Annotated in this window: 18 protein-coding genes and 1 tRNA gene; 16 read left to right on the forward strand and 3 right to left on the reverse strand. The window is 66.8% G+C overall.

Annotation, left to right across the window (positions count from 1 at the left end; genetic code table 11):
- Nucleotides 1-43 precede the first annotated feature (43 nt).
- A complete protein-coding gene (gene hisF / locus ACFRJ8_RS14550) occupies nt 44-820 on the forward strand; it encodes an imidazole glycerol phosphate synthase subunit HisF (protein ID WP_377986864.1) in 777 nt (258 codons plus the stop codon).
- 110 nt (nt 821-930) lie between these two features.
- On the opposite strand, the gene ACFRJ8_RS14555 is transcribed toward hisF, so the two are convergent.
- Nucleotides 931-1,575 carry a TIGR03085 family metal-binding protein gene (locus ACFRJ8_RS14555; protein WP_377987112.1) on the reverse strand — a complete coding sequence of 215 codons (645 nt, stop codon included), beginning with the start codon at nt 1,573-1,575 and terminating at the stop codon, nt 931-933.
- 176 nt (nt 1,576-1,751) lie between these two features.
- On the opposite strand from ACFRJ8_RS14555, the gene hisI reads away from it, so the two are divergent.
- From hisI to pyk, 11 genes are all read left to right on the forward strand, one after another.
- Nucleotides 1,752-2,198: a phosphoribosyl-AMP cyclohydrolase gene (gene hisI, locus ACFRJ8_RS14560; protein WP_377986865.1), complete on the forward strand. Its 447-nt coding sequence runs from the start codon at nt 1,752-1,754 to the stop codon at nt 2,196-2,198.
- 116 nt (nt 2,199-2,314) lie between these two features.
- Nucleotides 2,315-3,892, forward strand: a complete 1,578-nt coding sequence (locus ACFRJ8_RS14565; RefSeq protein WP_377986866.1) for an anthranilate synthase component I — start codon at nt 2,315-2,317, stop codon at nt 3,890-3,892.
- Entirely contained in the window at nt 3,892-4,536 is a 645-nt protein-coding gene (locus ACFRJ8_RS14570) for a Trp biosynthesis-associated membrane protein (protein WP_377986867.1), read from the forward strand. Before ACFRJ8_RS14565 ends, ACFRJ8_RS14570 begins: the two co-directional genes overlap by 1 nt.
- Before the next feature lie 107 nt (nt 4,537-4,643).
- Nucleotides 4,644-4,931, forward strand: a complete 288-nt coding sequence (locus ACFRJ8_RS14575; RefSeq protein WP_229995248.1) for an HGxxPAAW family protein — start codon at nt 4,644-4,646, stop codon at nt 4,929-4,931.
- Nucleotides 4,932-4,933: 2 nt separating this feature from the next.
- Nucleotides 4,934-5,752, forward strand: a complete 819-nt coding sequence (trpC, locus tag ACFRJ8_RS14580; protein ID WP_377986868.1) for an indole-3-glycerol phosphate synthase TrpC — start codon at nt 4,934-4,936, stop codon at nt 5,750-5,752.
- Between the two features lie 125 nt (nt 5,753-5,877).
- The gene (gene trpB / locus ACFRJ8_RS14585; RefSeq protein WP_377986869.1) at nt 5,878-7,242 is read left to right on the forward strand and encodes a tryptophan synthase subunit beta; all 1,365 of its coding nucleotides are present in this window, start codon (nt 5,878-5,880) and stop codon (nt 7,240-7,242) included.
- On the forward strand, nt 7,239-8,072 hold the full coding sequence (trpA, locus tag ACFRJ8_RS14590; RefSeq protein WP_377986870.1) for a tryptophan synthase subunit alpha: 834 nt from the start codon (nt 7,239-7,241) through the stop codon (nt 8,070-8,072). Before trpB ends, trpA begins: the two co-directional genes overlap by 4 nt.
- Nucleotides 8,073-8,075: 3 nt before the next feature.
- Nucleotides 8,076-9,422, forward strand: coding sequence for a prolipoprotein diacylglyceryl transferase (gene lgt, locus ACFRJ8_RS14595; RefSeq protein WP_377986871.1), 1,347 nt, complete (start codon nt 8,076-8,078; stop codon nt 9,420-9,422).
- Between the two features lie 264 nt (nt 9,423-9,686).
- A complete protein-coding gene (gltB, locus tag ACFRJ8_RS14600; RefSeq protein WP_377986872.1) occupies nt 9,687-14,303 on the forward strand; it encodes a glutamate synthase large subunit in 4,617 nt (1,538 codons plus the stop codon).
- Nucleotides 14,296-15,753, forward strand: a complete 1,458-nt coding sequence (locus tag ACFRJ8_RS14605) for a glutamate synthase subunit beta (protein WP_377986873.1) — start codon at nt 14,296-14,298, stop codon at nt 15,751-15,753. The genes gltB and ACFRJ8_RS14605 overlap by 8 nt, the downstream gene beginning before the upstream one ends.
- A 111-nt stretch (nt 15,754-15,864) precedes the next feature.
- On the forward strand, nt 15,865-17,367 hold the full coding sequence (gene pyk, locus ACFRJ8_RS14610; RefSeq protein WP_377986874.1) for a pyruvate kinase: 1,503 nt from the start codon (nt 15,865-15,867) through the stop codon (nt 17,365-17,367).
- Between the two features lie 94 nt (nt 17,368-17,461).
- Here pyk and ACFRJ8_RS14615 read toward each other — a convergent pair whose 3' ends face one another.
- Nucleotides 17,462-18,067 (reverse strand): ANTAR domain-containing response regulator, encoded by a 606-nt coding sequence (locus ACFRJ8_RS14615; protein WP_090581781.1) that lies wholly within the window; start codon nt 18,065-18,067, stop codon nt 17,462-17,464.
- Nucleotides 18,068-18,272: 205 nt separating this feature from the next.
- Between ACFRJ8_RS14615 and ACFRJ8_RS14620 the strand changes: the two genes are divergently transcribed.
- The 4 genes from ACFRJ8_RS14620 (at nt 18,273) to ACFRJ8_RS14635 (ending at nt 20,073) form a co-directional block, all read left to right on the forward strand.
- A tRNA-Leu gene (locus ACFRJ8_RS14620) sits at nt 18,273-18,354 on the forward strand.
- A gap of 112 nt (nt 18,355-18,466) precedes the next feature.
- Nucleotides 18,467-18,664 carry a hypothetical protein gene (locus ACFRJ8_RS14625; protein ID WP_377986875.1) on the forward strand — a complete coding sequence of 66 codons (198 nt, stop codon included), beginning with the start codon at nt 18,467-18,469 and terminating at the stop codon, nt 18,662-18,664.
- A 151-nt stretch (nt 18,665-18,815) separates the two neighbouring features.
- Nucleotides 18,816-19,799, forward strand: coding sequence for a tyrosine-type recombinase/integrase (locus tag ACFRJ8_RS14630; protein ID WP_377986876.1), 984 nt, complete (start codon nt 18,816-18,818; stop codon nt 19,797-19,799).
- Nucleotides 19,800-19,890: 91 nt separating this feature from the next.
- Nucleotides 19,891-20,073: a hypothetical protein gene (locus ACFRJ8_RS14635; RefSeq protein ID WP_377986877.1), complete on the forward strand. Its 183-nt coding sequence runs from the start codon at nt 19,891-19,893 to the stop codon at nt 20,071-20,073.
- On the opposite strand, the gene ACFRJ8_RS14640 is transcribed toward ACFRJ8_RS14635, so the two are convergent.
- Nucleotides 20,070-20,765: a hypothetical protein gene (locus tag ACFRJ8_RS14640; RefSeq protein ID WP_377986878.1), complete on the reverse strand. Its 696-nt coding sequence runs from the start codon at nt 20,763-20,765 to the stop codon at nt 20,070-20,072. The genes ACFRJ8_RS14635 and ACFRJ8_RS14640 overlap by 4 nt on opposite strands.
- Between the last annotated feature and the right edge of the window lie 2 nt (nt 20,766-20,767).

A 20,767-nucleotide genomic window follows, 5' to 3' on the forward strand; every position in this document is an offset into this window, starting at 1 on the left:
CACCCCTGCCGCAATTACCCTCCAGCAAACATCAGGAGAAGTCATGACAGTTGCCGTGCGCGTCATCCCGTGCCTCGACGTCGATGCCGGCCGCGTGGTCAAGGGCATCAACTTTGAGGGCCTCCGTGACGCCGGGGATCCCGTGGAACTGGCGCACCGCTACGACAACAGCGGCGCCGACGAGCTGACCTTCCTTGACGTCACGGCGTCCTCCGGCAACCGGGAGACCACGTTCGACGTCGTCCGCCGCACCGCCGAGGAAGTCTTCATCCCGCTCACGGTGGGCGGCGGCGTCCGGGGTGTGGCTGAGGTGGACAAACTCCTGCGCTGCGGCGCGGACAAGGCCGCCATCAACACCGCGGCCGTGGCCCGGCCAGACGTGATCGACGAGATCACCCGGCACTTTGGTTCCCAGGTCCTGGTGCTCTCCCTCGACGCCAGGCGCACCCGTCCGGGCTCGCAGCCCACGTCCTCAGGCTTCGAGGTCACCACGCACGGCGGACGGCAGGGGACCGGGATCGATGCCATCGCGTGGGCACGGGAAGCGGCCGACCGCGGCGTAGGTGAAATCCTGCTTAACTCGATCGACGCCGACGGCACCAAGGATGGCTTCGACCTGGAACTGATCCGTCTGGCGCGGGCCGGGGTCAAGGTCCCGCTCATCGCCTCCGGCGGCGCCGGCAAGCCGGAGCACTTCCCGCCGGCCGTGGCAGCGGGGGCTGACGCCGTCCTGGCGGCCTCGGTCTTCCACTTCGGCCCGCTGGACATGATCGCGCAGGTCAAGGCAGCGATCCGCGAGGCAGGCTTCGAAGTCCGCTGATCCCCGCCCGTATAAACTAACGCGGGGTCCCTGACCGCCCATCCCGGAAGGGATACGGGCAGTCGGAGACCCCGCGTTGTTTGGTTCTGCGCAGGTTTTGCGGGTGGGGATTAGAGGCCGACTTCGGCGGACTGCAGGAGCGCGACGGCGTCCGGCTGGCCTTCGAACGTCACCAGGGCGTGGCGGGTGCGGCCGTGGGCGTGCATGAGCAGCTCGCCCGGCTCGCCGACGATGGCCACCGAGACGGGGGCGCGTTTGGCCACATGCCGCGGACCGGAGGGGCTCACCAGCACAATGCCCAGATCCACGCCGCGGTACAGGATTGCGGCCCGCTTGACGAGCTCGTCCCACAGAGCGTCCGAGTAGGCCTCGTCCAGGGCCCGCGGGGCCCAGCGGTCCACGGCGCGGCGGACGTCCTCGGTGTGCACAAAGTACTCGATCAGGTTGGAGCTCTCGTCCAGGGCCTTGATCCGGAGCGGGGACAGCGCCGGGGGCCCGGAGCGGAAGTCGTTGATCAGCTTGGCGTAGTCATCGGCGGTCTTCAGCGTGCTCGCCAGTTCGGCTGTCGCATGGTCTGAGGCCTTGGAGAGGCGTTTGATCAGCAGGCCGAGTCCGACGGCGATTTTCCGCTCGCGCAAGTACAGGTGCGCGGCAAGATCGCGCGTGAGCCAACCTGCGCAGAGCGTGGCGGCATCAGGGCCGGCCGCAAGCAGGGTTTCGGCCAGGACTTCTCGGGACGGTTCGACGAAATGCATCACTTGTGAAACTAGCACGAGAGGGCCGTGCTTGGGCACAGGAATCGCCGCCGTAACCGTGCCTGGCGGCATGATCCGGCGGGGGACCACGGCGGGCGCCCTGATTGGACCACAGTGTTAAGCAACGGGACGGCCCGCAGGCCGGCGGCCTGCCCGGAGGCACTAGACTTGATCTGATGTCTGAGCAGCCCGCCCCCGCCCCCAGCCCCGTCGATGACAGCGCCGGCCCCGTCACCAGCTCCGTCGACGGCAGCCCCGTCAACGGCAGCCCCCTGCCGGCCGGACTGGCGGACGCCCTCAAACGGGACAGCGCAGGGCTGGTGGCCGCTATCGTCCAGCAGTTCGATACCCACGAGGTACTGATGCTGGGCTGGATGGACGACGAGGCGCTGCACCGCACCATGACGAGCGGACGCGTGACGTTCTTTTCGCGGTCCCGCCAGGAGTACTGGCGCAAGGGCGACACCTCCGGGCATGTGCAATGGGTCAAGTCGCTCGCCATGGACTGCGATGGCGATGCCCTGCTGGTCCGGGTCGACCAGGTCGGCGCAGCCTGCCACACCGGAACCCGCACCTGCTTCGACGGCCGCGAACTCGACGCCGTCGTCGGCCACGGAGGCTAAGCGCCCCCGCAGTAGGAGACCCGCAACAGGACACACAGCTTCACGAACCGGACCACACAGATCCCTGACCGGATCCGGCGGCCGGTCCACCTAAAGAACAGGCGGAAAGCACAGCCATGCAGGACCTTGGAATCATCAGCCCCGGCCTCGAAGAGTTCCGTGAACTCGCCGGCCACAGCCGCGTCATCCCCGTCCGGCTCAAGGTGCTGGCTGACGCCGAAACCCCGATCGGGCTCTACCGCAAGCTCGCCCAGGGCCAGCCCGGCACATTCCTGATGGAATCGGCGGCGGTCGGCGGCGCTTGGTCCCGCTATTCCTTCATCGGCTCCCGCTCCCGGGCCACCCTGACCACCAAGGACGGCAGCGCGCACTGGCTGGGCGAGCCCCCGGTCGGTGTCCCGCTGGACGGCAACCCGGTCGACGCCATCCGCGACACCGTCGCGGCGCTCCGCACCGAACGCTTCGACGGCCTTCCGCCGTTCACGTCCGGCCTGGTCGGCTTCCTCGGCTGGGAAACCGTCCGGCACTGGGAGAAGCTGACCAGCCCGCCGGAGGACGACCTCCAGCTGCCGGAAATGGCCCTCAACCTCGTCACGGACATGGCGGTCCACGACAACATGGACGGCACCGTCCTGCTGATCGCCAACGCCATCAACTTCGACAACAGCACCGAACGCGTCGACGACGCGTGGCACGACGCCGTGGCCCGCGTCAAAGCCCTGCTGGAAAAGATCAGCCGCCCCGTGGAGCAGCCCGTCTCCGTGCTCGAAACGGCCGCCCTGGATTTCGCGTCGAGCGTGCAGGAACGCTGGGACGAATCCGAATACCTGGCCGCCCTGGACCGCGGCAAGGAGGCGATCGTGGACGGCGAGGTCTTCCAGGTGGTGATCTCCCGGCGCTTCGAAATGGAGTGCGGCGCCGACCCCCTCGACGTCTACCGGGTCCTGCGGAACACCAACCCCAGCCCCTACATGTACCTCTTCAGCTTCGAGGACGCCGCGGGCCGCGAATACACAATTGTCGGCTCCTCGCCCGAGGCCCTCGTCACCGTGACCGGGGACGAGGTCATCACCCACCCCATCGCCGGCTCACGGCCGCGCGGAAAGACGGTGGAGGCGGACAAGGCCCTGGCCGAGGAACTGCTGGCGGACGAGAAAGAACGCGCCGAGCATCTGATGCTGGTGGACCTGTCCCGCAACGACCTCTCCAAGGTCTGCGTCGCAGGATCCGTCGACGTCACCCAGTTCATGGAAGTGGAACGCTTCAGCCACATCATGCACCTGGTGTCCACGGTGGTGGGCGAGCTGGCTCCGGCCGCGAAGGCCTACGACGTCCTCAAGGCCACGTTCCCGGCCGGCACCCTCTCCGGTGCCCCGAAGCCGCGGGCGCTGCGCCTCCTGGACGAACTTGAACCGCACCGGCGCGGCATCTACGGCGGCGTGGTGGGGTACCTGGACTTCGCCGGGGACATGGACATGGCGATCGCGATCCGCTCGGCCCTGCTCCGGGAAGGACGCGCCTACGTCCAGGCCGGCGGCGGGATCGTGGCAGATTCGGTCAACCCCACCGAGGCCCAGGAAACCGTCAACAAGGCCGCCGCCCCGCTCCGCGCCGTGCACACGGCCAGTTCGCTGTACAACATCAACGGTGACGCAGTCACCGGCTCAGCGCCCGACGCCGGGGCGGAATCCTGATGGGGCAGCCGGAAGGAACCGTGAAGACCACCACTCGGCCCGCCGTCCCCGGCTGGGCCCGCAAATCCACCCTGGTCCTGGTGATCGCCGCCCTGGCGCTGGCCGTGTTCGGGACCACCACCCAGACCTGGCTCACCGTGCACCTCGACCCCGCGCAGCTCGGCGCGGCCGTGGCCAGCCAGGACGGGCTGCAGGTCCAGGGCAGCAAGGCTGCGACCACTGTGACGGCCCTGGCCCTTGTCGCCCTCGCCGGCGGACTCGCGGCCTCCATCGCCGGCCGCGTGGCCCGCTGGGTCATCACAGCGATCATCCTCCTCGCGGCCGCGGGGATCGTTGCCGCGGCAGCCGTCGTGCTGGCGGACCCGCTGGCGGCCGCGCAGGGATCGATCGCGGCCGCCACCGGGATCAGCGGCAGCAGCGTGCAGGTGGACGTGACCGTGTTCCCCGTTCTCGCCGTCGTGGCCGGCGTCCTGCTGGGAATTAGCGCCCTGGCGATCGTGCCGGCCGGTCGTTACTGGAAGAGCCGCACCAAATATGACGCGGCAGCCGCCGGCGGGACAGCAGTTGGGGGCACTGCCTCGGCCGCCCCCGCGGACGAGATTGACAGCTGGGACCGGTTGTCCCGCGGTGACGACCCCACCTGAGCTGATGCCGCGACCAGCAGCGCTGCCAGCAGCGGCCGGCAACGCGGCCAAAAACGCTCGCCAAAAAATGGCAGAATGTAAGCAGTATTCATCCTGAGGAGATTTCAATGAGCAAAGCCACTGTTTCCGCATCCACGTCCGCTGCGCCGAAGGGCGTCTACGACGACGTCGATCACAGCGAAGCGCCGGGTCACGGCAACAGCCCGGCCGCATGGACTTGCGTGATCGTGATGCTGGTCGGCGCCCTCATTGCGTCCATCGCCTTCGTCATCGCCAACACCCCGATCTTCGTCGCGGGTGCGGCAATCATGGTGATCGGCCTGCTCGCCGGCTGGGCCATGCGCAAGGCCGGCTACGGCGTCGGCGGCAGCAAGCTGAAGAACTCCGGCCACTGAGCGTGAGCGTTCTCGACGACATCAACGCCGGTGTCCTGGAGGATATGCAGGCACGCCAGCGTCTGGTCACGCTCGCGGAACTGAAGGACCGCGCCGCAGCGGCGGCGCCCGCCCGTGACGCCTGGGCCGCCCTGGGCGGGACCTCCAGCACCCGGGACCAGCTCAAGGTCATCGCCGAGGTCAAGCGCCGCAGCCCGTCCAAGGGCCAGCTCGCGGACATCGCCGATCCCGCCTCGCTCGCCGCGCAGTACGCCGACGGCGGGGCGGCCGTGATCAGCGTCCTGACCGAGGAGCGCCGCTTCGGCGGCTCCCTGGCCGACCTCGACGCCGTCCGGGCCGCAGTGGACATTCCGCTGCTGCGCAAGGACTTCATGGTTGACGAGTACCAGATCTGGGAGGCCCGGGCCCACGGTGCCGACCTGATCCTGCTGATCGTGGCGTCGCTCTCGGACGCCCAGCTGCGTGACTTCACGGCCCTCAGCCGCGAGCTCGGCATGAACGTGCTGGTCGAGACGCACACGGCCGAGGAAATCGAGCGCGCGGTCGCCGCGGAGGCCCGGATCATCGGCGTCAACGTGCGCAACCTCAAGACGCTCGACGTCGACCGTTCCGTTTTCGCGGAGCTGGCGGGCGGCATTCCGGCCGGTGCCCTCGTGGTGGCCGAATCCGGTGTGCGCGACGTCGAGGACGTCAAGCATTACGCGGCCCGCGGCGCCAACGCGGTCCTGGTCGGCGAGGCGCTGGTCAGTGATGCGACGCCGCGCGAGCGGATCGCCGAATTCATGGCTGCCGGCGCCACGGCAATCGCCACCCGCGCCTGAGCCCGGCCGGTCCTGGCGCCTCCGTCCGGACCGTAAGCGGTACCGGGCCCGCAATTTGCCCGGACAATGAGCGGATCTCGTCTGCAGATCCGCAAAGCTAGCAGTGGAACAGGATGGTGAGACTGATGGTCGATGCGCCAGCAGCCGGCTCTGACGAAAGTGCCGTGGACGCGTTCCTGCAGGGCGGCCGCCCCCAGGAATCTACGGCGCAGGGCGAACCGTCCCTGCGGCACGCCCCGGGGCCCTACTTCGGGAACTACGGCGGGCGCTGGATGCCCGAGTCGCTCATCGCGGCCCTGGACGAGCTCGAGGACACCTTCGAGAAGGCCAAGGCCGATCCCGAGTTCACGGCCCAGATCGCCGACCTGAACAAGAACTACTCCGGCCGCCCGTCGCTGCTGACCGAGGCCAAACGCTTCGCCGAGCACGCCGGCGGGGTGCGGATCTTCCTCAAGCGCGAGGACCTCAACCACACCGGCTCGCACAAGATCAACAACGTCATCGGCCAGGCGCTGCTCGCCAAGCGGATGGGCAAAACCCGCGTCATCGCCGAGACCGGCGCCGGTCAGCACGGTGTTGCCTCCGCCACGGCGGCCGCCCTGCTGGGCCTGGAATGCGTGGTCTACATGGGCGCCGAGGACTGCCGCCGGCAGTCCCTCAACGTGGCCCGGATGGAGCTCCTCGGCGCCACCGTCATCCCGGTGACCAACGGATCCCAGACGCTCAAGGACGCCATCAACGAGGCCCTGCGCGACTGGGTCGCGAACGTGGGCAACACCCACTACCTGCTGGGCACCGCCGCCGGCGCGCACCCGTTCCCGGCGCTGGTCCGCTACTTCCACGAAGTAATCGGCGAGGAAGCCCGTTCCCAGATCCTGGATCAGACGGGCCGGCTTCCGGACGCCGTCTGTGCCTGCATCGGCGGCGGCTCCAACGCGATCGGCATTTTCCACGGCTTCCTCGATGACCCCTCGGTCAAGATCTACGGCTTCGAGGCCGGCGGCGACGGCGTCGAAACCGGACGGCACGCAGCCACCATCACCCTCGGCAAGCCCGGTGTGCTGCACGGCGCGCGCTCCTACCTCATGCAGGACGACGATGGCCAGACCATCGAGTCGCACTCCATCTCGGCGGGCCTGGACTACCCCGGCGTCGGCCCCGAACACTCCTACCTGGCCGACATCGGCCGGGTCAGCTACGAGCCCATCACGGACAGCGAAGCCATGGAGGCCTTCCGGCTCCTGTGCCGCACTGAGGGCATCATCCCCGCCATCGAGTCGGCCCACGCCCTTGCCGGCGCCATCAAGGTGGGGCAGCGGCTCGCCGCGGAGGACGCCGGCACGGCCACAGGCAAAGTATCAGAGAAGATCGTGATCGTGAACCTCTCCGGCCGCGGCGACAAGGACGTGGCCACCGCCGCGGAATGGTTCGACCTGCTGGATGCGGACTCACCTGAAGCCGAAATCGCCAAAGAGGGGGAACAGCTGTGAGCATCAGCCAGGACGGCACCCAGAACACCGCGGAGCACGCCAGCAAGTCGGCCGCGGCCATTGACCGCGCCCGCGCCCAGGGCCGGGCGGCCCTGATCGGCTACCTGCCCGCCGGCTACCCGAGCGTCGCAGACACCATTGCCGCCGGCATCGCCCTGGCCGAGAACGGCGCCGACCTCATCGAGGTCGGCATCCCGTACTCCGATCCGGTCATGGACGGCCAGGTCATCCAGGCGGCCACGACGGAGGCCCTCGCGAAGGGCTTCCGGGTCCGCGAGGTCTTCGACGTCGTCCGCGGCATCACGAGCAAGACCGACGCCGCCGTGCTGGTCATGACCTACTGGAACCCCGTGGTCCGGATGGGCGTGGATGAGTTCTCCCGCCGTCTGGCCGAGGCCGGGGGAGCCGGGCTGATCACACCCGACCTCATCCCGGACGAGGCCGCCGAGTGGATGGCAGCCTCGGACAAGTACGGACTGGACCGGGTGTTCCTGGTGGCTCCCTCGTCTTCCCCGGAACGCATGAAGCGCACTGTCGACGCGAGCCGCGGCTTCGTGTACGCCGTCTCCATCATGGGCGTCACCGGCGCCCGGACCTCGGTCAGCTCGGCAGCCAAGAGCGTTGTGGCCGCCGCGCACGCCGCCGGCGCCGAACGCGTCTGCGTGGGCCTGGGCGTCTCCACCGCCGGCCACGTCCGCGAGATCGCCGAGTATGCGGATGGCGTGATTGTGGGCACCGCCCTCGTCGCGGCCATCCGGGACGGCGGCGTGGATGCGGTAGCCTCCTTGACGAAAGACCTCAGCACCGGCCTTACCAAGGAAGAAGCGTAAGCAATGCAGTCAGTCCTCCACGCGGCGGCGATGATTCCCGCGAGCATTCCGAGCCCGAGCTGGTCCGGATTCGACATCCCGCTGCCGTGGGGGGCCCTGCGCATCCACGCCTACGCCCTCTGCATCCTCGCCGGCATCATTGCCGGCCTGTGGCTCACCTCCGTCCGCTGGGCGCGCCGCGGCGCGCCTGAGGGCAGCGTCTGGGACATCGCCATCTGGGCCATCCCGTTCGGCATCATCGGTGGACGGCTCTACCACGTGTTCTCCTCGCCGGACGCCTACTTTGGTCCCGGATTCGATGGCACGGGCGATCTGTCCCTGATTCCGCAGATCCAGCGCGGCGGCCTGGGCATCTGGGGCGCCGTCCTGCTGGGCGCCGTGGGCGCCTGGATCGGGTGCCGGCGCGCCGGGGTGAAGCTGACCGCCTTCATGGACGCGGCGGCCCCCGGGCTGCTGCTGGCCCAGGCAATTGGCCGGTGGGGCAACTACTTCAACCAGGAGCTCTTCGGTGGCCCCACCACGCTTCCGTGGGGGCTGCAAATCGATCCCAACAACCCGAACTTCCCCGCGGGCATGCCGGCAGAGACGCTCTTCCACCCGACGTTCCTCTACGAGTCGCTGTGGAACCTGGCCGGCGTGCTGATCCTGCTGGCCCTGGACCGGAGATTCAGCTTCCGCCGCGGCCGCCTCTTCTGCGTCTACGCTATGTACTACACCCTTGGCCGCGTCTGGATCGAGGCCATGCGGATCGACGACGCCGAGCAGATCAGCCTCTTCGGGATCACCACCAGGCTCAACGTCTGGACCAGCATCATTGTCTTTGCCGGAGCCCTGCTCGCCTTCATCCTCCTCGGCCTGCGCAAGCGCTCCGAGCCGGACACCGTGTTCCTCCCGGGCCGCGAACCGGCAGAGACTAAGCCCGTGGACGCAACGCCGGCGGAGTCCGTCTCGGACGAGACAAAGCCGGCGGAGACAGAGACGCACGCTGCAGCCACCGACGTCGAGCGCACCACCGCCGCCGACCGCACCACCGACGCCGCCGCTGGCGCAGGCGCCGCCGCGCCGGCCGCCGGCGTCGGGACGAACGAAGCGCGGGCGAATGACGCCGCCGAGGGGGAGCGCACCACCGTTCCCGCGGAAGCAACAACCATCCGCCATGCGGACACTGCTGTCTCAGATAGTGAATCCCGTGCTAATCTCCGGAATAACCAAAGCGGACCAGTTCGCGCATCCGAGGATGCGGACAAGGACTCCACCGGCGGCACCGCGCCCGCCTCAGGAGCTCCGGCAGCCGGAGTATCCGGACGCCAGGGGACTGGAACCGCGCCGGAGGCTGAGGGCACCAAGTAGCTCAGCACCGGTATCCCGGGTTGCGGAGCCACCGCTCGCAGGACCCGAACCCCACAGCGTCGTGGCAAGAAGGCTTGCTGCGGACAGCAGATCGACGCTGTCCGTGCAAGCCCGGGCCAGCACCTGCGTAACTGTTAGTACAGGAGGCCGGGCTGGCCTACAATTCCAGTTAGAAAACACTCTGTTGCGCCCATCACACCGGCCGGCCGAGTGGGGCCAATGTTGTCCCTCCCATACGCACGATCAGGAGGAAGGACGTCTCCAATGACCCAAACTCTTCACAGCCCCAGCTGGTCCGATCCGGACCCGACTCCGGCTGCCGAGTCACCCTTCAGCCGGTTCGCGGCGATTCCGGCGGCTGCCGGTCTCTACAACCCGGAGAACGAGAAGGACGCCTGCGGCCTGGCCATCATCGCCACGCTCCGCGGCGAACCTGGCTATGACATCGTCGACGCCGCCCTGACCGCCCTGCGCAACCTCGAGCACCGCGGTGCCGTGGGCGCCGATGAAGGTACCGGTGACGGCGCCGGCCTCCTCATGCAGGTGCCGGACGAATTCTTCCGCGCGGTCACCGACTTCGAACTTCCGGCCCCCGGCCAGTACATCGTGGGAACCGCGTTCCTGCCCGCCGAGCAGCGTGAATCCGACGCCGCCCGCTCCGGCATCGAAGGCCTCGCCGCGGACGAGGGCCTGACCGTCCTGGGCTGGCGCGACGTCCCGATCGTGGCCGACCTGGTCGGGGCCATGGCCCGGGCCTGCATGCCGCACTTCTCGCAGCCCTTCTTCGCCTCCAGCACCGGCGAAACCCTCGAGCGCAACGAGCTCGATTCCCGCGCCTGGCGGATCCGCAAGCGCGCCCAGAACAAGTTCGGCGTGTACTTCCCGTCGCTGTCCTCCCGGACCATCGTCTACAAGGGCATGCTCACCACCGCGCAGCTGGAGCCGTTCTACCCGGACCTTTCGGACAAGCGCTTCAAGACCAAGCTCGCGATCGTCCACTCCCGCTTCTCCACCAACACGTTCCCGTCCTGGCCCCTGGCCCAGCCGTTCCGCACCATCGCACACAACGGCGAGATCAACACGGTCAAGGGCAACCGGAACTGGATGCGGGCGCGCCAGTCGCAGCTCTCCAGCCCGCTGCTGGGGGACTCACCCGAAGAGCTGTTCCCGATCTGCACCCCGGGCGCCTCGGATTCGGCGTCGTTTGATGAGGTTGCGGAACTGCTCTGGCTCTCCGGCCGGCCCATCACGCACTCGATCATGATGATGATCCCGGAGGCGTGGGAAAACCACGCCACCATGGATCCGGCCCGCCGCGCCTTCTACGAGTACCACTCGATGCTCATGGAGCCCTGGGACGGCCCGGCGGCCGTGTCCTTCACAGACGGCAACCTGGTCGGCGCCACGCTGGACCGCAACGGGCTCCGCCCGGGCCGGTACTGGATCACCGAGGACGGCCTCATCGTCTTCGCCTCGGAGGTCGGCGTGATCGACGTCGAAGCCTCCAAGGTGGTCAAGAAGGGCCGCGTCTCACCCGGCAAAATGTTCCTGGTGGACACCGAGGCAGGCCGGATCATCGACGACGCCGAGGTCAAGGCCGAGGTCGCCGCCGCGAACCCCTGGGCCGAATGGGTCAAGGACAACCTGATCGACCTCAACCACCTGCCCGAACGCGAGCACGTGGTCCACACCGCTGCCTCGGTCAACATCCGCCAGCGGACCTTCGGCTACACCACCGAGGAACTGAAAATCCTGCTGGGCCCGATGGCCCGCACTGGCGCCGAGCCGCTCGGTGCCATGGGTTCCGATACTCCGGTTGCCGTGCTGTCCAAGCGGCCGCGGCTGCTCTTCGACTACTTCGTGCAGTCCTTCGCGCAGGTCACCAACCCGCCGCTGGATGCCATCCGTGAAGAGCTTGTCACGTCCCTGATGTGCGCGATCGGCCCGAACGGCAACCTGCTGGACACCACTCAGGTACGGCAGCCGCAGGTCTCGCTGCCGTTCCCCGTAATCAACAACGATCAGCTCGCCAAGATTGCGAACATCGAAAGCGCCGACGGCGGCAAGGTGGCCATGAAGGTCCGCGGGCTGTACCGCCCGGAAGGCGGCGAGAACGCCCTCCGCGCCCGGCTCACCGAGATCTGCGAGCAGGTCTCCGGCGCCATCAACCGCGGCGTGCAGTACGTGGTGCTCTCGGACCGCGACTCGAACGCCCAGTGGGCTCCGATCCCGTCCCTGCTGCTCGTCAGCGCCGTGCACCACCACCTGCTGCGCAGCGCCAACCGGACCAAGACCGCCCTCGTGGTGGAGGCCGGCGACGTCCGCGAGACGCACCACGTCGCAGTACTCATCGGCTACGGCGCCTCCGCCGTGAACCCGTACCTGGCCATGGAATCCGTGGAACAGCTCATCGCCACCGGCGACGTCGTCGGGGTCACCGCGCAGGACGGCGTCTACAACCTGATCAAGGGCCTCGGCAAGGGCGTCCTGAAGATCATGTCCAAGATGGGCATCTCCACCGTGGCCTCCTACACAGGCGCCCAGACCTTCGAAGCCCTCGGCCTCGGCCAGGACCTGGTGGACGAGTACTTCTCCGGCACCCATTCCCAGCTCGGCGGCGTCGGCCTCGAAGTCATTGCCGCCGAAGTCCTGGCCCGGCACCGGATGGCCTACCCGGAGAACGGCATCGAACTGCCGCACCAGCCCCTGCTCGGCGGCGGCGAATACCAGTGGCGCCGCGACGGCGAACCCCACCTGTTCAACCCGGAGACCGTTTTCCGGCTCCAGCACGCCACGCGTGAACGCCGCTACGACATCTTCAAGGCCTACACGCGCGGCGTTGACGACCAGTCCGAGAACCTCATGACCCTGCGCGGGCTGCTGAAGTTCAAGGCCGGTTCGCGTCCCGCGGTGCCGCTTGAGGAAGTGGAACCGGTTTCAAGCATCGTCAAGCGGTTCTCCACCGGCGCCATGAGCTACGGCTCCATCTCCAAGGAAGCCCACGAGACCCTCGCCATCGCCATGAACCGGCTGGGCGGCAAGTCCAACACCGGTGAAGGCGGCGAGGACGTGGACCGCCTGCTCGATCCCACCCGCCGTTCCGCGGTCAAGCAGATCGCCTCCGGCCGCTTCGGCGTCACCAGCCTGTACCTGTCCAACGCAGACGACATCCAGATCAAGATGGCGCAGGGTGCCAAGCCCGGCGAAGGCGGCCAGCTGATGGCGCAGAAGGTCTACCCTTGGGTGGCCCGCACGCGGCACTCCACCCCAGGCGTCGGCCTCATTTCGCCGCCCCCGCACCACGACATCTACTCGATCGAAGACCTCGCCCAGCTGATCTACGACGCCAAGCGCGCCAACCCCTCGGCCCGGGTCCACGTCAAGCTCGTCTCCGAGGTCGGCATCGGCACCGTGGCGGCCGGCGTCACCAAGGCGAAGGCCGACGTCGTGCTGGTTTCCGGACACGACGGCGGTACCGGCGCCTCGCCGCTGAACTCGCTCAAGCACGCCGGTGTCCCGTGGGAGCTCGGCCTCGCCGAGACCCAGCAGACCCTGATGCTCAACGGCCTGCGCGACCGTGTGGTGGTGCAAGTGGACGGTCAGCTCAAGACCGGCCGCGACGTCGTCATTGCCGCGCTGCTCGGCGGCGAGGAGTTTGGTTTCGCCACGGCTCCGCTGGTGGTCTCCGGCTGCATCATGATGCGCGTCTGCCACCTGGACACCTGCCCGGTGGGCGTCGCGACCCAGAACCCCGAGCTGCGCTCCCGCTTCAACGGCAAGCCCGAGTTCGTGGTGAACTTCTTCGAATTCCTTGCCGAGGAAGTCCGCGAAATCCTCGCGGAACTGGGGTTCCGCAGCATCGAGGAGGCGATCGGCCATGCCGAGATGCTCGACTCCCGCGACGCGATCAACCACTGGAAGGCCGAAGGGCTGGACCTGGATCCGATCCTGCACGGCCTCGAGTTCGACAACGACGCGCCGCTGCGCAACCTCACCGGCCAGAACCACGAACTCGACAAGCACTTCGACCAGCGCCTGATTGCCATGGCCGCCGAAGCGCTCAGTGACCGCACCCCGGTGAAGATCTCCGTGAACGTCATCAACACCGACCGCTCCGTCGGCACCATGCTCGGCCACGTGGTCACCAAGACCTTCAGCACCGACGTCCTGGCCACGGACACGATTGACATCACGCTCAGTGGCACCGCGGGCCAGTCACTCGGGGCGTTCCTGCCGGCCGGCATCACGCTGCGCATGTTCGGCGACTCTAACGACTACGTCGGCAAGGGACTCTCCGGCGGCCGCATCATCGTCCGGCCGGACCGCACCAACGTGTTCCCCGCCGAGCGGAACGTGATCGCCGGCAACGTGATCGGCTACGGCGCCACGAGCGGTGAAATGTTCCTGCGCGGCCAGGTGGGCGAACGCTTCCTGGTCCGCAACTCGGGCGCCACCGCGGTGGCCGAAGGCATCGGCGACCACGGCTGCGAGTACATGACCGGCGGCCAGACGCTCATCATCGGCCGAACCGGCCGCAACTTTGGTGCCGGCATGTCCGGTGGGACGGCCTATGTGCTGGACCTGCAGACGGAACGCGTCAACAAGCAGGCCCTCGAGTCCGGTGAGCTGAAGCTGGTCGAGCTCGACGCCGAGGACCGCGACATCGTCCACGGGCTGCTCGTCAAGCACCTCGAGGAAACCGAGTCGCTGCTCGCGGCCCGGCTGCTTGAGAACTTCGATGACACCGCTGCCCGCATAACCAAGGTGCTGCCGCGCGACTACGCGGCCGTCCTGCAAACCCGTCTTGACGCCATCGAAGAGGGCCTGGACCCCGACGGCGAAGAAGTTTGGTCTCGAATCCTGGAGGTGACCGGTGGCTGATCCACGCGGATTTCTGAAAGTACGTCAGCGCGAAACCCAGCCCCGCCGTCCCGTTCCGGTCCGCATCATGGACTGGAAAGAGGTCTACGAGGCCCAGGAAAAGGGTGTCCTGAAGAGTCAGGCCGGCCGCTGCATGGACTGCGGCATCCCGTTCTGCCATCAGGGCTGCCCGCTGGGCAACCTCATTCCGGAATGGAATGACCTCATCTGGCGGGACAAGGGCGAGGAAGCGATGGAGCGGCTGCATGCCACCAACAACTTCCCCGAATTCACGGGCCGGCTGTGCCCGGCCCCCTGCGAGGCGTCCTGCGTGCTGGGCATCAACCAGCCTGCCGTGACCATCAAGCAGGTCGAGGTGTCCATCGTGGACCAGGCCTTCGAGAACGGCTGGGTCAACCCCCTGCCGCCGGCGCGACTGACCGGCAAGACGGTTGCCGTCGTCGGTTCCGGTCCCGCCGGGCTCGCTGTCGCCCAGCAGCTGACCCGGGTGGGCCACACCGTGGCTGTTTACGAGCGCGACGACAAGATCGGCGGGCTCCTGCGCTACGGGATCCCCGACTTCAAGATGGAAAAAGAGCAGGTGGACCGCCGGCTTGAGCAGATGAAGGCCGAAGGCACCCGGTTCCGCACCGGCGTGGCCGTCGGCACCGACGTGACGTGGGAGCAGCTGCGCCGCCGGTACGACGCCGTCGTGATCGCCACCGGCGCCACCGTCCCGCGTGACCTGCCGATCCCGGGCCGCCAGCTCGAGGGCATCCACTTCGCCATGGACTACCTCGTGCCGGCCAACCGGGTGGTGGCGGGGGAGACCGTGGAGAACCAGATCAACGCCGCGGGCAAGCATGTGGTCATCCTCGGCGGCGGCGACACCGGCGCCGACTGCCTCGGCACCGCGCACCGGCACCAGGCCGCCTCCGTGACCACCCTCGCGATCGGCAAGCAGCCGCCCGTCGAGCGTGCTGGCCACCAGCCGTGGCCGACGTTCCCCACCCTGTTCGAGGTCGCCAGCGCGCACGAGGAAGGCGGCGAACGCACCTATCTCGCCTCCACCGTGGAGTTCGTCGGCGAAAACGGCAAAGTCACCGGCGTGAAGGTGGCGGAGACGGAATTCGTCGACGGCAAGCGACTCCCGAAGGCCGGCACCGAGCGGATCATCCCGGCGGACCTCGTTTTCCTGTCCCTGGGCTTCACCGGCCCCGAGCCGGCCGGGATCACCGCCCAGGTCCAGGCCGACTTCGACGGCCGCGGCAACGTGGCCCGGGACGGCTACTACATGACCAACACCGAGGGCATCTTCGTCGCCGGGGACGCCGGCCGCGGCCAGTCGCTGATCGTCTGGGCCATCGCCGAGGGCCGCGCCTGCGCGGCCGCGGTGGACAAGTTCCTGATGGGCAGCACCATCCTGCCGGCACCCGTGGCGCCGACCGACCGTGCGATGGCTGTTCTGTAGTTCAACAGCTCGAGGCCAGCAGCTAGAGTCCAACAGCTCGAGTCCACCAGGTCGCCCGGGATTCATCCTCACTTCAACTTAATCCATGCAACAGACCACTAGGGTAGGTATATGAGACGCGCTAAAATCGTGGCCACTTTCGGACCGGCAATCGCAAGCTTTGACAACACGCTTGCGGTGCTGGAAGCCGGCGTCGACGTGGCCCGCATGAATATGAGCCACGGCGATTACTCCGTGCACGACACCACTTACGAGAACGTCCGCAAGGCAGCGGGACAGCTCGGCAAGGCCGTGGCCATCATGGCCGACCTTCAGGGCCCCAAGATCCGTCTGGGACGCTTCGTCGACGGACCGCACCTCCTAGAGGTCGGTGACACGTTCACGATCACCACCGAGGATGTTCCCGGCACCAAGGACATCTGCTCCACGACGCTCAAGTCCCTCACCGAGGACGTCAACCCCGGCGATGCCCTGCTGATCGACGACGGCAAGGTCGCCCTCCGCGCGATCGACGTCGACGCCGTCAAGGTGGTCGCCCAGGTGATCGTCGGAGGCTGGGTCTCCAACAACAAGGGCATCAACCTGCCCGGCGTGGCCGTCAACGTGCCGGCGCTGAGCGAAAAGGACGAGGACGACCTGCGCTGGGCCATGCGCCGCGGCGTGGACATGGTTGCCCTGTCCTTCGTCCGGGACGCCTCGGACATCGTCCGCGTCCACGAGATCATGGACGAGGAAGGCCGCCGCGTGCCGGTGATCGCCAAGATCGAGAAGCCGCAGGCTGTTGAGCAGCTCCCCGAAATCATCGACGCCTTCGACGCCATCATGGTGGCCCGTGGCGACCTCGGTGTGGAACTTCCCCTCGAGGAAGTGCCGATCGTCCAGAAGCGCGCCATTGAACTGGCACGCCGCTGGGCCAAGCCGGTCATCGTGGCCACCCAGGTCCTCGAGTCCATGATCGACAACCCGCGTCCCACCCGCGCCGAGGCCTCCGACTGCGCCAACGCGGTGCTCGACGGCGCCGACGCGGTGATGCTCTCCGGCGAAACCAGCGTGGGCAAGTACCCGATCGAGACCGTCAAGGTCATGGCCCGGATCATCGAGTCCACCGAAGAGCACGGCCTCGAGCGCGTCCCCCCGCTGGGCACCAAGCCCAAGACCCGCGGCGGCGCCATCACCCGTGCCGCCGTCGAGATCGCCGACCAGCTGGAAGCGAAGTACATCTGTACCTTCACCCAGTCCGGTGACTCGGCCCGCCGCCTCTCCCGTTTGCGCCCGATCAGGCCGGTCTTCGCCTTCACCCCGGTGGAGCACGTCTGGAACCAGCTCGCACTCACGTGGGGCATCCAGCCGGTCCTGGTCCCGATGGTGGGCCACACCGACGAGATGACGGCACAGGTTGACCGCAGCCTGCTGGAGCTGGACGTCGTCGAGGACGGTGACCTGGTGGTCATCGCCGCCGGTTCGCCTCCCGGAAAGGCCGGTTCGACCAACCTGCTGAAGGTCCACAAGGTGGGCGACCTCGCCGACATCGGCGGCCAGGGCGAAGCAGCCGTGACCAAGGACAAGCTCGGCCCGTGGCCGGAAAAGAAGAAGAAGAACCGGGCCCAGGCCTAGTTCTGAAACCTTGAACGCAAAAGGGAGGATCCCCGCCGGTTGGCGGGGATCCTCCCTTTTTGGTGCTTTGTTGCTGCGTTGCCGTTGGTGACGGCTAGTTGACCTGGTTGATGATGGTTTCGGCCACCTCGCGCATGCTCAGGCGGCGGTCCATCGAGGTCTTCTGGATCCAGCGGAAGGCTTCCGGCTCCGTCAGGCCCATCTTGGTGGTCAGGAGGCTCTTGGCGCGCTCCACGAGCTTGCGGGTGGCGAACTGCTCCTGCAGGTCGGTGACCTCGCTCTCGAGGGCCTTGATTTCCTCGTGGCGGGACAGCGCGATCTCCAACGCCGGGATGAGGTCAGCCGGGGTGAAGGGCTTGACCACGTACGCCATGGCGCCGGCGTCGCGGGCGCGCTCCACGAGCTCCTTCTGGCTGAAGGCCGTCAGCAGGACCACGGGGGCGATCCGGGCCTTGACGATCTTCTCAGCGGCCGAGATGCCGTCCATGACGGGCATCTTGACGTCCATCAGGACCAGGTCGGGCTTGAGCTCCTCGGCAAGCTGCACGGCCTTCTCGCCGTTGTCCGCCTCGCCGACGACGTCGTAGCCTTCGCCGCGCAGGATCTCGATGATGTCCAGGCGAATGAGGGTCTCATCCTCTGCGACAACAACGCGGCGAGCCGGCTGGGAAGTGGGGGATGACTCCGTCTGTTCTGACACGGGAACTCCTTGGAAAGGTACGGCGGGAACTACACCATCATAGGTTTCGTCCGCCGATGTACTTGGACCGGTTTGGTTCGATGCGGCGTCACTGGCGCGATTCTGGAATTCAGCCTATCTGCATGTAGAGTAATTTCGCGCACTGGAAGCGATCGCGTTGCTCACAGCACTGTGGTTGAGTGATTGTTACACCGGTGTACTCCGCGCCCGAGTGGCGGAATTGGCAGACGCGCCGCACTCAAAATGCGGTATCGAAAGGTGTGTGGGTTCGAGTCCCACCTCGGGCACTGAATTCTAGCGGTTTTTAGAGGGTTTGTTGACGGGGATGCTGTTAATGTTGACGAACTGCTGTTAAACTTAGAGTGATGCACTACTACAACTAACAGCAGGGAACACGAGATGCCGCAGATCAAGACGCTTTCCAACGAAGACCGCGAGCTTGGACAGATCCTCGCCAAGCGGGCAGGGCTTGACCCTTCGACGGTTCTTGAGGATTGGGACGTGCAGTCGTTCGATGACGAGGTCATGTTCACGTTTCAGGTTGTGAGCAAGATGCCGCGGGCTGAGTGGGAAGCCCTCGTCGCAGCACATGGCTAGTATCCGTACCCGCACCCGTGCGAACGGGTCTGAGTATCACACGGTTGGTTGGCGGGATGATGCGGGTAAGCAGTGTGGGCAGTCGTTTGACACTGTCGCTGAGGCGGAACTGTTCAAAGCCGCGCTCGAACTGAACCACAACTCGTATAACGTGGCTGAGGCTGTCGTGTACGCGCACACACAGAACGCCCGCACGGTGGCCCAGGTGTTGACGGAGCATGTTGACCTGCTCGTTAAACCGACCTCGCAGACCATCCGTAACTACCGGAACATGATCGAGGACCACATACAGCCGCACATTGGGGGCGTGGCTGTGACCCAGTTGGACATCCGGCATTTGACGGGCTGGGTTCGGGCCATGCAGGAGAAGAAACTCGCGCCGAAGACGATCAGGAATGTGCACGGCCTCATCAGCGCCGGCATGGAAACCGCGATCAGGCTTGGCTACCGGCCCGATAACCCTTGCCGCGGGGTAGCGTTGCCGACCACGGAGCACGCCGAGGATAAGGAACAGTTCCTGACGTGGGACGAGTGGGAACTCCTCTACCGCAACCTGAACCCACTCTGGCAGCCGCTCGCGTTGTTCCTGGTCATGTCCGGGGCAAGGTTCGGTGAGGCTACGGCGGTGAAGGTGGGGGACTTCGCGCAGGTCAGGGCTGATGGTGGGGTTACGTGGGTGGTGCGTATTAACAAGTCGTGGAAGCGTGACGGGGCGAATGCGTACTACATCGCCCAGCCTAAGACCGCCAGTTCTAAGCGGAGTGTCAGCATCCCTCCGATGGTTGTTGAGGCGCTTAAACCAGCCATGGAAGGCGTCTCAGGTGACACGCTCGTGTTCCGCACCTCAACAGGTGGCAGGGTCGCGCAGAAGTACCTTTGGAACGCCTGGCAGGAAGCGATGGAGAAGGCGCGTGCTGAGGATCCAACGTTCCACAAGACGCCACGGCTACACGATCTGCGCCACACCAGCGCCTCGTGGGGGCTCCAAGGCGGGCTCAGTTTGTACGAGGTGGCCCGCCGCTTGGGCCACTCCTCAACAGCGACCACAGAGCGCGTGTACGCCCACCTGATGCACTCCAGCCACACCAAGGGCGCCGCAGTGTTCGGCAAGATGGGCAAGCAGCTCGAGGCGTAGATACACAAGACTCACAAGATACACCGGGATACACAAAAAACGCCCCGCTCATCCGTGATGGATGGCGGGGCGTTTGTGTTAATCTGTGGGCATGGAACATGTGAAGCGGATGCTGACCTTGCAAGCTGAGTACGCCGAGCTCTTGAAGACGGACGTGGTTGACCGCACCCGCTCCCTGGAACAGGTTGAGCAGGAGTACGCGGTCGCGCTGTCGGACTCGATGCAGTATCTGGCACCCGCTCATTCCATGGGCGAAATGTCCATCGACTACTAGATCCCGTACTGCCCCTTGAGCTGGGCAACAATGGCGGTCCGCTGTGCTGTGGTCATGGTGCCGGGGATGAGTGCCACGCGCTTGTAGTCCACCTCTGAGCGGAGGTCGGCGAGGTTGCCGAAGCCGAGGGTGATGCCGTTGCGTTGTGCGACCGGGACGTTGCCGAGGGTTTCGGCGTTGTCCACCCGCAAGGCCGAGGATGTCCCTTGGTGGCTGAGGATGAACACGTGCCAGTTCGCGTCAGGTGCCACGACTGGGCTCATGGAAAGGCTCTGGCCGCCGCCGTTCGCGTTGAAACTGGTCCCGCCCGAGTTGATGCCGAGCGCGCCTTCAGTGTTGGATGCTTTGCCGTAGACGATCTGGTCTGAGGCGACAGGGGTGCGGAGTTTCGCGACCGCCACGATACTGTGTGCGGTGTTGAGGTTGACGTTGATCTGCATCCGGTCGATGGTGCCGTTGAACCGGACCGTCTTGGATGCGCCATCTGTGATGACGGTCGGCGTGGTTGTGCCGTCAGCGACGAGGGGCAGGCCGTCCACGAGGGAAGGCCAGGAAGCTACCGGGCCCAACGGCAACTGGTCTACGGCGAAGTCGTACAGCGCCCCGACGAGCGGCTGGATGTAGGTGATGTCGATCTTCGGGAGGGTGGTGTCTCCGAAGCTTACGTTCGAGACTATGGCGCGTCCTGGCATGG

It is taken from the genome of Arthrobacter sp. NPDC056886 (assembly GCF_042788715.1).
In the GTDB taxonomy this organism is placed as follows: Bacteria; Actinomycetota; Actinomycetes; order Actinomycetales; family Micrococcaceae; genus Arthrobacter.